General features: G+C 52.4%; 10 protein-coding genes. All 10 read right to left on the minus strand.

Annotation, left to right across the window (positions count from 1 at the left end):
* Nucleotides 1-11 precede the first annotated feature (11 nt).
* Nucleotides 12-1,544, minus strand: coding sequence for a flagellar hook-associated protein FlgK (gene flgK / locus DFQ01_RS00395; protein ID WP_110041902.1), 1,533 nt, complete (start codon nucleotides 1,542-1,544; stop codon nucleotides 12-14).
* Nucleotides 1,545-1,560: 16 nt separating this feature from the next.
* Nucleotides 1,561-2,058 (minus strand): flagellar protein FlgN, encoded by a 498-nt coding sequence (locus DFQ01_RS00400; protein ID WP_110041903.1) that lies wholly within the window; start codon nucleotides 2,056-2,058, stop codon nucleotides 1,561-1,563.
* Between the two features lie 17 nt (nucleotides 2,059-2,075).
* Nucleotides 2,076-2,360 (minus strand): flagellar biosynthesis anti-sigma factor FlgM, encoded by a 285-nt coding sequence (gene flgM / locus DFQ01_RS00405; protein WP_110041904.1) that lies wholly within the window; start codon nucleotides 2,358-2,360, stop codon nucleotides 2,076-2,078.
* Nucleotides 2,361-2,473: 113 nt separating this feature from the next.
* Nucleotides 2,474-2,887, minus strand: a complete 414-nt coding sequence (locus DFQ01_RS00410) for a TIGR03826 family flagellar region protein (RefSeq protein ID WP_110041905.1) — start codon at nucleotides 2,885-2,887, stop codon at nucleotides 2,474-2,476.
* A gap of 117 nt (nucleotides 2,888-3,004) precedes the next feature.
* Nucleotides 3,005-3,907, minus strand: a complete 903-nt coding sequence (locus DFQ01_RS00415; protein WP_174812872.1) for a ComFC family protein — start codon at nucleotides 3,905-3,907, stop codon at nucleotides 3,005-3,007.
* 51 nt (nucleotides 3,908-3,958) lie between these two features.
* On the minus strand, nucleotides 3,959-6,166 hold the full coding sequence (locus tag DFQ01_RS00425; protein WP_245946463.1) for a helicase-related protein: 2,208 nt from the start codon (nucleotides 6,164-6,166) through the stop codon (nucleotides 3,959-3,961).
* 206 nt (nucleotides 6,167-6,372) lie between these two features.
* Nucleotides 6,373-6,813 (minus strand): glycosyltransferase family protein, encoded by a 441-nt coding sequence (locus DFQ01_RS00430; protein ID WP_110041908.1) that lies wholly within the window; start codon nucleotides 6,811-6,813, stop codon nucleotides 6,373-6,375.
* Between the two features lie 375 nt (nucleotides 6,814-7,188).
* Entirely contained in the window at nucleotides 7,189-7,917 is a 729-nt protein-coding gene (locus tag DFQ01_RS00435) for a response regulator (RefSeq protein WP_110041909.1), read from the minus strand.
* Nucleotides 7,918-7,924: 7 nt separating this feature from the next.
* Nucleotides 7,925-9,085 carry a sensor histidine kinase gene (locus tag DFQ01_RS00440; RefSeq protein WP_110041910.1) on the minus strand — a complete coding sequence of 387 codons (1,161 nt, stop codon included), beginning with the start codon at nucleotides 9,083-9,085 and terminating at the stop codon, nucleotides 7,925-7,927.
* A gap of 131 nt (nucleotides 9,086-9,216) precedes the next feature.
* Nucleotides 9,217-11,949, minus strand: coding sequence for a stalk domain-containing protein (locus DFQ01_RS00445; protein ID WP_110041911.1), 2,733 nt, complete (start codon nucleotides 11,947-11,949; stop codon nucleotides 9,217-9,219).
* Between the last annotated feature and the right edge of the window lie 125 nt (nucleotides 11,950-12,074).

Raw genomic sequence — 12,074 nt, forward strand, 5'->3', positions numbered from 1 at the left:
TATTCGCTCCGTTAGAGCCCGACTCTGCCCGTGCCGTTAATTAGCTTCTCCAGCGTCTCGTCGTACGTCGTCATAAATCGAGCGGCGGCATTGTAGGCGTTCTGAAATTTGACCATATCCGACATTTCCTCGTCGAGCGACACGCCGCTCTCAGACTGGCGGCTGCTGTCGACCTGGTCTACCAGCGATGTCGAGTTCTCGTATTGCCGCGTCGCTTCCTGGGACTGGATGCCGACCGCTCCAACCATCGTAGTGTAAAAGCTTCCGATTGTCGTGTCTGTAATCGAACCGCCGTTGGCCGAATCATCAAACGAGAAATTCGTGTTCTGAAGCTCAGACATCAGCAGCGCCAGCGTGTTGTTACCCGCGACGACTGCCAGCCCCGTTGTCGTTGTAGACGACCGCATCGATGCGGCGATTTTATTGCTGTCTGCCTCAATATTCGGATTGACTCGAATGCTCGCAGCCGTTATTTCCGTCGCACCGGATGTCGTGTCATATGTGAAAAAGTCCTGCCCTGATGTCAGCGGCGATTCCAGCGTATAGCCAAGCTTATGCAAGCCGTTGATGCCTTTGACTGTAACAACCTGATCCGCGGTCGTCGTAGCGCCATTATAGTAAGAGCCTGACGGAATGGTCACCTGAATCTCGCCTTCAGCCATCGTCTTGGCGATCAGGTCAAGCTGGCTCTGGTAATCCTTTACGTACACGTCCCTCGATACGAACGTCCCGAAAATTTCGCCGTTGCTCAAATCGCCGGAGGCGTAGGCCGCCGTAAGGGTATCGGCCGTCAATTCGTTCGGATCCGTTCCTTCGACCAATGTGATATTGCCCATCGTTATCGTATAGCCGTCGCTAGTATCCTGCACAGAGACGTTTACAAGCTTAGACAATTGGTCGGTATACAAATCGCGCTTGTCACGCAAATCGTTGGCATCATCGCCGGTCGCCTCGATTTTTTTAATCTGGCCGTTCAACTGAGCGATCGATTCCAGCAAGGAGTTCGCATCGGCCGCCTTCGTTGTGATGCTGCCCGTCAAATCGTCGCTCAAGTCTTGCAATTGAGAGCTCATTTGGTTCAAGGAATCAGTCAGTGCGACCGCATTCTGTATAACCAACTGCCGGTTCGATGTGTTCTCCGGATCGGTGCTAAGATCGGACCAGGATGACCAGAAACCCTCAATGACGGTTCGAAGCCCCGTATCCGAAGGCTCGTTCATCACGGACTCCAGCTTATTCATCGTATCCGACTGCACTTCCCAGCTTCCGAGATATTTGCTTTCGTTGCGGAACTGTTCATCCAGAAAGGCGGTCCGAACACGGGTGATAGCGGTCGCCTCGACACCGGTACCAAGCTGACCGGCCGCGGTCGATTTGCTCATGCCGTAGGCTTCCATTGAGCTTGTCGACTTAATCGTCACGCGCTGGCGTGTATATCCTTCCGTATTCGCGTTAGCAATATTATGTCCCAGCGTGTTTAGCGCCGTCTGCTGTGTGGTTAGGCTCCGTTTAGCCGTTTCAATGCCATGAAAGGTTGAAACCATTCACCATCATCCCCCTTTATCGTCTACGATCGTATTTCGAATAAGTTGTCTGTCCGTATCCCGTACTCATTGGATTCTTATAAATATAATTCTCGCTCGGGTCCTCCACGAGCAGCCCGATGGAATAGTCCAGGAAAGAAAGCGACTGCTGGATGAGCTGCTGGTTCAGTTCGTTCTTCCGCTTCAACTCGGCGAGCAGATCTGTCAGCAGTCGATGATATTGCGTCAAGGCAACCTTCTCGTCCGCATTCGTTACTGCTTTGATCAAATCACTGAGCTTACCAAGCCGATAATGCGATCTCATATTAGAGAAAAAAATGTTCGTATGCGTAAAACGAGAAACTTCAAGCTCCTCTGCACGTTTCACCAGCTTGCGTTCCTGCAGCATGATCGCGTTCAGCTGCTGCACATCATTGCGTACAAGCATGGGTGTCTTCTCATCCGCGAGCTGGATCAGCCGCTCGTAAACCTCGGACTGCTTCTGCAATATCTCAATGATTACTTGTACTGACATGACTGTGTCACCCGCTTCTAGTTCTTATTCCGATACAGGTAAGGAAGCAGCTTCTCTGCCAGCTTGCCGGCCTCTACTTCGTAGGTGCCCGTCGATACTTGATCCTTCAGCTCATCGAGCTGGCGTTGACGCTCAGGTGATTTCGTGCCTTCAACGTTCTGCGATTGCAGCATCTCCATCGCCTCAGAGGAGATTTGCAGGTTGTCCCGCTTCTGCGTGCTATTCGTCTGAGCAGCGCGCACATCGCTTTTGTTCCGGTATGGATTGATGGCTCCTAGCCGCTGAGTTTCATTGATTTTCATATTAATCGCTCCGTTCACTGACGCCTGAAAATAAAACAGGCCGATAATCAACTAATTGTATTATCGGCCAGTGTATTGGATTTTTTTATAGAAGGCAAAAAGTGTATAAATGATCAGCTCTGGTCGCGTCCATAGGTCTGATAAGTTCCGTTGCCTTGTTTGCTTGCAAAGCTCGATTTGTCCCTATCACCATCGCGATTCATCTTGTTAATATCTTTCATCAGTCGCGAGCGGCAGGATTCGCACAGGTTGCCATCACGGACTAGGTTGCTGCACGTCTCACATGGATAGCCCATATTCGGTGCATCCAGTAGGGAAATACGGCCTTCACGTATGAAGCGCGTAATCTGAACGATGCTGACCTCCGTCGCTTCAGAGAGCTCATAGATGGTAGCCCCACGGTTTTTGCGCAAATAGTTCGCACATTGCTCATACTTCTGATCCAATTCCTTGATGCAAGCCGGGCACAGATCACGGACATTCTTCGTGTATAGTCTGCCGCAGCGAGGACAATTGTCTATATTCATTATTTCATCCCCTTTGGCCCATACGGCCGCTTCGTTTTGATTAGCCCTATTTTAACGCAGATGAATGGTATTTTCATAGCTTTTTTCTGTCGATTATCCATTAATGGTGTCGAATCGTTAGGATCGTGCGAGTGTAACGGCGTAAAACTCGACCTGCAACTGTGGTGAAAAGCTGCGAAACGATTGCCAAAGTACTGCCGCACAAGCTTCGATCGTACTGCCTGTTGTATAAATATCGTCAACAATAAGGAGGCGAATCGGCCCGCGTCGGATGGTGGTAGAAGGATGGCAGGATCGATTCATAGATGTGTTAGGAGATGCTATATCTAACATTCGAGAGATAAAGGAACGAACCGCAGCAGCATCAGCTTCAAAAAGACCATCCACGCTCTGCAGCCTTGCTTGGCGAGATTGCAAACTTTTTTTCTCCGAATGTCTTGTTCGAATGAGCAGATCTGCTAAAGCAAGCTTTCTTCTTGCGCATAGCAGCGCAGCTAACCGCTCTGCCTGATTGAAGCCGCGCTCCAGGAGACGATCTGGGCTGACAGGGACGGGGATCACAGCATCCCAGCGATGGGAGGGCACTCTGTTTCGCAGTTCACGATCAAGGCGGACGAAAGCAATATCCAGCATATCGCTGAGCGGATGCACCAGCCGTTCGTCGCCGCGATACTTGAACAACGCGAGCCACTCTCGGACGGATTCATCGTAGCGCACCGCACTCCGGCTCATAATGAAGTGGGCATCACTTCTTCGCAGGCAATCTGGACATGGATCCGGACGACCGCATACGGCACAGGCAATATGCTCAATCCAAGGGACGACGGACGCACAGGTGCGGCATAAACGATTTAATTGTGCATCATGCGGCAGAGCCGCTCGTAGAAAAGGAGCTGGCGCCGCCATTCGGGCTGGCGCTCGGCATATCGGACATGGTGAATGCGCTTCGCTGAGGAGGTCGCCTAGCTTGCCAGCTATCGCGCGCAAAGTAGGGATGATAGGAAAATGGGGTATCGGCATTTGAATCAGTGCCCCCTTTAGGAATATCGTGAACGGCAATTGGCTTAGCTCTTATTGCGGGAGCAGATAGCCATTTTTCTTGGCTTCCCGGTTCATGCTTTTAATCTGGGCTATCGCACGGCGTTGTGATTGATTGCTCGTCGAAGCGAAGAAGTAGACCCGGCCATTCGGATCATCCTTGGAACGGCCCGCGCGCCCGGCCATCTGGACGAGTGATGCTTCATCGAACAGCTTGCCGTCCGCATCGAGGATAAAAACGTCGCTGAACGGCACGGTTACTCCCCGCTCCAGAATTGTCGTTGTGACAAGCACTCGGAACTCGCGGTTGCGAAAAGCTAGTACATGCTGCGGACGCTCAGCGTCCTTCGAGGACGTCGCCCCGATTGGAATACCAGGGAGAGCGGTACGCAGCAGTTGAGCAAGCGGCTCGGTATGACGGATCTGCTGGACGAAGACGAAGCATTGCGCCCCTCGGGCTAAGGATGAGGTGAGACGAGCGAGCAATAATCGCGGAAGCTTGTGCTTGGCCAATAGCTCAGCAACACGCGGCATCCGAATTTGTTGCGGCACAGGCAGTGGATGTCGGTGAAACCGTACTGGCACGCGGGCACAACCAATCTGCCCCTTTCGTACAGACTTCTGCATCGCGCGAGGCGGTGTCGCCGACAAGAGAATCACGGCTCCACCTGGAACACCCGCCTTGGCCGCGGCGTAATGCAGCTGGGGATCACCATGGTAAGGAAATGCATCCAGCTCGTCGATAATGACGAGATCGAAGCGCTCATGAAAACGAAACAGCTGATGCGTCGTAGCAATCGTAATATCGCCATCCTCCCATCGCTGCTCACTGCCTCCGTATAGGGTGACGACGGCTGCACCAGGGAATGCACGACGAAGTCGTGGGTCCAGCTCAAGCACGACATCTCGGCGCGGCGTGGCGATGAGAGCACGACCTCCAAATGAGAGTGCCGCTTCTATAAGCGGGAATACCATCTCGGTCTTGCCTGCGCCAGTCACAGCCCAGATGAGAAATTGAGAGACCGAGGGCGCGCTGGAAGGCCGGCTTGACTCGGTATCTCGTGTATGTGATGACGTGATGGGTTGAGTGTCGGGAATATCAGCTGTTGAAAGAGCTGCCTGTTGGTTTAATGATGCACAGATAGTTGGCTGAGAAGCAGAATGATGCGTAATAGACCGTGCAGGTGCCCATCGTGATGGCGCATTCTGATTCGTTGAGGAAGAATGTCGTACCCCACCCAGCCGAGGCAGCACGTAGCTCAGCGCCGCCTCGGCTGCGGCCTGCTGCGCGGGACTGAGCCCCCACCGCGCAGCGAACGCCGCCGGCGCGTGCATGCGATGCGCACGCGACGCGGCCAAACCCGGCGCCGCCCCAGACATGGCGGCGCCTTGCGCGTCTGCGAGGCCTGCCTCGCCTCCACCATGGATGAGCAGCCCGCATTCGCGGCTGCGCCCCATGGTGAGGCAGGCCTCGCAGTACGCGCAAGCGGATGAACCGCACGCTGCGCATGCCGTGCGGTTCATCCGCGCTTCGCCGCTGCCGCAGCGCAGGCAGCGACGGCGCCAAGGGCGCCCGCGCCGCATCGGCGCGGGAAGCAGCAGCCGGCCAAGCGGCGAAGCCGTCGGCTGCTGCGGTGCGACGGCGCATCGCAGTCGCACGAGGCCGCGAAGCGCGGCCCATTGGAGCGCGGGTGCCAGCGCGCTCCAGCCGCCGGCGGCGACCGCCTGGCATGCTGGCGGTCCAGCGGCGAGCAGCTCTTGCGCTTCGCTAAGCAGCGCGGCACGTCCATACAGCCGTGCTGCTACCGCCCGCACACACTCCTCCTCGACAAACCCTATATTTTTCCCATTTTGCCCCGCACCGCGCTCTCCGAATACAACCCTCTCTGTCCGGCCGTTCCCCTTGTCGACATTCATCTCCCCGCCAGCCTCAATGCCTCCCGCAACTTGAGCTGCCTTCACAAACTCCCGCAGCGCCGCACGTTCCTCCAGCTCTCGCCCTCCATTCTCCTCTGACCAACGAACAGCCGCCTCCTCAGCAGCGCTCAATGGCAGCGGTGTGCGCCATACATGCATGACGATGCTCTCTTCTCGTTCCCTTCCACCGAACTTTCTTCCCCCTTGAACCTTTCTTCGCTCCTCTGCTTTCCTTCCCCAATATACCTTATCCGCCTCTAAAGCGATCGACCATCTCGCCGACCAGCATCCGTCTACACCAATCAAATAAAGCTGTACCCTCACCTCTGCTCCCCCTTCGATCGATCCCCTCAATCTCCTCGAAACGCAAAAAAAGCACCCTCCCCCGCCCGATTCGGCGAAAGGAGTGTGCTTCACATCCTCACAACGCTATGTTGTTCATCCATCAACTTTATAGTGACATTGTAAAGCAATTCCACCTAAACACGCAAGCGTATACAAGGACGGCACCACTTCGGCTTATCTTACCATCAGAACAAGGGCAGTTTCGCCAGATCCTCTGGACGATTGAGATCTACAAACACCGCATGGTTCGCCCTCGCCGTCGGCTCTCCCGCACTGGCGAAATGCGTTCCACGGTCCAGTCCGCTGGAGCGCAGCACCCGATGCTTCTCCGGCGTTACGGACTCAACTGTACATCCGTCCTTGGCGGCAAAATGTCCAACAATCGCAAACGTTTCATCCGATGAGCCACAATCTACAACGGTAACTCGGACATCTGTACCCGAGCGATGAGCAAACCAGTTGATGGAGCGGAGAAACCACTCCATACGCGTCGCCTCGTTACGTGCATACAATACATAATGCCGGCTTCGGCTCGCATGATTGCTTCTGCCATAATAACGGATTAGGTGCACCGACAACGCCGCAAGCACGTAGCTGCCGAGTACAAGCGCAATTAATGATATCATCTCGGCCACCTCCTTTATGAGGTCGTTCAAAAAGTGCCCTTTTGATCACGAAGCATCACAAGGTCTATTCGGCATCAGGTGCTGAAAACCGACCTTTTTGAACACACACTTTATGACGACAATATATGCGCCGCACCGCCCATCGGTTACGGGCGAACAGGACAACAATCGGCGAGAATGACCATTTTCGGCTTATTCCGTTCGTTTGAGCGTTCCTCTATATGCAGTGATGGTCGTGCAGGTTCGCACTTACGCTCGCATCATTTAACTCCCCCTCCTGACTTCTTCACCTATCACAAACAACAAAAACCGTTCCCGGACAAAGCCGAGAACGGTTTTTCATCATATCTTCATTTACTTCATTTATAATTTCAATTAGAGAGTAACCCAACCGAATTTAATCGAGTGGATAACAGCTTGCGTACGATCGTCAACTTCCATCTTTTGCAAAATGCTGCTGACATGGTTCTTAACTGTCTTCTCGCTAATGAACAGAAACTCACCAATCGTCTTGTTGCTCTTGCCTTCGGCCATCAGACGAAGCACTTCCGCTTCACGACGCGTCAGCGGGTTATCTTCGCTTGCGATGAATTTCACGCCAGGCTCCTTGCTTGCTGCAGCAGCCGACACCGCACCCATCTCATCGAGATAGGTCATACGGCGCAGTTGGTTGATCAGCTTGCCCGTCACCTTCGGATGGATATACGAGTAACCATTCATGACAGAACGAATTGCATTAATGAGCGCTTCGGCCTCCATATCCTTCAGCAGGTAGCCAGTCGCTCCTTTACGAAGCGTCTCGAATACGTAGCTTTCGTCGTCATGAATCGATAGGATAATGACTTTAATCTCAGGGAACATATCACGCAGCCGCTCGGTCGCGATGACACCGTTCTCAATCGGCATATTGATATCCATGAGTACGATTTCAGGCAGCGTGTGATTGCAAAATTCAAGCACTTGAATGCCGTTATGGCACTCTCCGATAACTTCGATGTCGTCTTCCATATTCAATATGCGCTTCAGACCTTCGCGAAACAGCTGGTGGTCATCTGCGATAAGCAGCTTGATTCTTTTCTTCTCGCCTGGGGCTTTCTGTTCCATCGTCATGTTACTCCTTTCTATCCTGTACATTAATGGGAATTAAGATCGTGATCTTCGTTCCCTGATTTTTATTTGATTCGATCTCCATCCTCCCCTCCAGCAGCTCGACGCGTTCTCTCATTCCGATTAAGCCGAAATGTGCTCCATTGGTAGTTATCGGCTCCTGCTGGTCAACTTGAAAGCCAACCCCGTTATCCGATACAACAAATTTCACCAATTGAGCCTGATACGTCATCTCGAGGGACACATACGTCGCATTAGCATGCTTCATGACATTCGTGAAAGCTTCCTGGACGAGTCGATAGATGCCAGCCTCCATTGCCGAAGGCAATCGCATTTCTCGGCCGACGGTCTCGAAAGTGGTTCGAATCCTCGCTTTTTCCTCAAAGTCCTGCACATACTTACGCAACGTTGGGACTAATCCTAGATCGTCCAATGCCATAGGTCTCAGATTGAAAATGATTTTTCGAATCTCTTCTAAGCCGCTGCGCACCTGTGCCTTCAAGTCTATTAATTCGTGTTGCACCATTTGAAATTCCTGCTTTACAATCATTCTTTCTGCAATTTCCATCCTTAGAACTAGGTTCGCAAGCGACTGGGCTGGGCCATCATGAATGTCGCGTGCCATCCGCTTCCGTTCCTCTTCCTGCGCAAGAATGATTTTGAGTCCGATCAACTGGCGGTTCTTAGCCGATTCAAGAATTCGCGTCACATGATTGAGGTCACCCGACAAGTATTCGAGTACGACGTTAATCTGCGAATGAATCGTCTGTGCCCGTTCAATCGACAGATCAACGTTCTTCACTCGCTTCTGAAGCTCGTCGCGGCGCGCCTTCAACTGCTGCTCCTTCTCGGCGACTACAATTTTTTCAATTTGAATCTGCGTTGCCTTCTCGTAGGCAGCCTTAATGTCTTGCTCATTATATTTGACGAAATCGCGGCTCACTTCGGTCAAGCGAATGCGCGCCAACCGATACTGTCGTTCCAGCTCGTCCGCCTTATCAATAATATCGGACGCTTCTTTAATAACCGTATTCAGCTCAAGCTCCAGCATCTGCAGCTCATGGCGCGCTGATTCGCAAATTTCGAATATTTGTACTTTGCTGTCTTCCATGACATTAATCGCATTACTAATAATCTGATTAATATCATTAATCCGATTGTCCATATGTGCATCGGTTTCCTTTCTACGACGAAAGCTGCTTCAATTGTGGTAACTGCTACTATTATAGCAAATTTGCTTCTTTCCAAGGAAACCATTTTCATGCGCGTAAGTGGCAATCTTCCTTTAGCTATCGCCTATTGTACCGTGACGGATTTCGTTGCACCATCCCAATTGACCGAAAGTCCCAATTGCTCGGAGATCAGCCGCAACGGTACCAATGTGCGACCATCGCGAATAAGTGGAGCCGCTGGCGCTGGTTGCCGGCTGCCGTTTGCAATCATCTCGGCGCTGCCGATCTGAAGCTCGAGCAGCTTGTCGCCACGAAGCACCGTTACTTTCTTACTCGTCTGATCCCAGGCTACCTCTGCCCCCATGGAATCTGCAATGAAACGAAGCGGAAGATACGTAACACCGCTTAGTACAATTGGCGCTGTATCCAGCTTAACCGCCGCTCCATTAACCGTTGCTGATTTCTTATCAATGGTCAGCTTAATGGCAGGACTCGTAAGCTCTGGTACAACTGGCGGATAAAGCATCTGAATATCGTCGAAGGCGATTGCCCCCGTTGCAGCGCGCTCATCCTGATCCTGTGCAATATTCGCAACGTAGATCCGCTTGATTGTCAGCGGTGCCGTCAAACCGTAGGACGATAGATCGATCGTCAGCGTCTTCCAGCCAGACCAGTTAATGGACTTCGCCAAATCCACATACTGCAGCTTACCCGCTCCATCCTTCACTTCCATCCGCAGCCAGTTGAAGCTTTGATCGCCGTACACATCAAGCTGCATACCAGTAGGGGAGCCGCTAACTGACTTACCTGTACCATTCAGAACGGCATATGCTGCAAGCGTCTTGCCATTGCCAATGCCGCTTGTGAAGTCATAGGATAGCTGCAGCGCCTTCGATGTTTCTTTGCCTTGGAGACCACTTACGATGGCAACTTTGCCCGCTGCGCCATCTGTTCCTTGGAACGTAATGCCATATCCAACATTCTCGAACGACTCCCACATTGTAGGAGCAGAGCCCTTCGTCAGCGTCAACATAACCGGATAACCGTCATAGCGTGCGATCGCATAGCCTGCCGCTGCGCCGTCGTTCACACTTGTAATCGAAATGACGTTGCTGCTTGTCGTTGCTTTAAACCCTTTGAACTCCCACTTAATCGATTCGGGAGGAACTGTCAAATTTAGTCCGTCTTTCGTCGTAATTTTGACATTTGCCGTTATATTCGTCCCAGCTGCCAGACCAGCTGCTGATGCGTCAATAGACATAGATGCAATCTGATCCGCTCCGATGACCGACACGGCCGATTCGCCCGTAATACCCGACGATGTAACGGTCACTGTACCCTTACCGCTCTTTAGCGCAGTGAACGTATTGCCTGCGAACATGCCGATCGACCCAGCAGACTTCCATGTCTGCTGCAGCGCGCTTGCATCAACCGGGTTGTAGTAATTGTCATAAGCCTTCAGGCTAAAGGTTGTTGTCTGACCGATAAACAACGTGCTTGAGCCGCTTGGCACTAGCCCTTTCAGCGTACCTTGCGGCGCCGTGCTGAACACACCGATACCATTGGCTACCGGACGCAGGTATGTACCGCCCGTCGTTGGATGTGTCACCTTCAGTGCAAACTCACCAAGCGGTCGTTCTACCATCGTAGTGGAACCGCCGCCATCGAGGTTGACGCCTTTCCATACGCCAAGCCCAACCATTGCTTCCTGCAGCTCCTTCAGCGACATGCCGTTGCGGGTCGACGTTCCTTCCGCTGTGAAGAGCAGTACTTTCTTCGCATCCTTCGTATAGCCAACAGCCGAACGATACACATTGCTGCCGCCGCTCACGCCTGTAATATCGCGCGAGAACGTCGCGGCTTTGCCCTGGTCTACAAGAATCGTATGCCCGCCAACCATCATCTGCATGGAGGAAGCGTCGATCTTCGCACCTGTCGTCTTCGAGACGAGATTATAGTCCGACGTTACAGCGGAGCCGACTGTCAGATGCTCACGAACAAACTGCGCAGCCGTACCATGCGCACGCAAAATATAGCCGTCTGCCGGCGGCTGGACGGTCAGCGACGTACCATCCGAAATTTGCTGCACGATGCCACCTGACACAAGCACCTCAGTTGGCGTTGTGCTGCTGTCCTTCGGATGAGTGTCTGCTGCCCAGGAATTCGTGTACAAGTAGATTGCGTTCTTGTGGCTTGGCTGCTTGTCCGGCTCTGTTGTGTACGCCGATTCGTTCATTCCTGCAATCGGAAAGGTCGTTCCGTCTGCAGCCGTTACTTTGCCATCGAAGCCATACAAATCGATAGAAGGTACTTTATCTTTGGAAACGCTGAAGGCATACATGCCCTGCAGCGCCATTGGTCCTGACATGAGCGTTCCGCTCGTAATTTGCGGTCCCATCGGCGAGCCCTCCGAAGAACTGCCCGTCTGGAATACGTCAGCGTTGATTGCTGCGATGGCGCCGCTTTCCTTCGCCATATTCAGTACGTTATTCAAGCTAGCGACCGTGTTGTTCTTCCCGCTTATTGCGTTCAATTGTACATAAGGATTCGTCAGATCGATCTCGATCACATGAATGTTAACCGTTCCGCTGCCCTTAGTCGGCGACCATACATAATCGACCCGCTTCACGCCAGAAGCGATCATCTCCTGCTTCTGCTGCGTCAGCTTGGCATTGGCGGTCTTTATCTCAACAGCTGCCTGCGTCGTTTGTGTCTGCGATTGCGTGGTATCTGCCGCGTAGATGACAGCTCCTGATTGAAGCGGCTGAAGCAGCAGTACGCCCCCTAATGCTAGAATGACAAGTTTCGATACGCCACGTGTTGTTGTCGTCTGAAGGGTCTTGTTGTTCATGACCATTTTTTTACACAACTCTCCCATCCGTAAAGTCTATTAATTATAGACTATGAAACGGGCGAAAAGTTACAGGCGATAGAATAACTCTATTAACCGATTCCTCTTACGAAAAATCGTCTATCAACGCG

Origin of the sequence: Paenibacillus cellulosilyticus (assembly GCF_003182255.1) — a bacterium.
Taxonomy (GTDB): Bacteria; Bacillota; Bacilli; order Paenibacillales; family Paenibacillaceae; genus Paenibacillus_T; species Paenibacillus_T cellulosilyticus.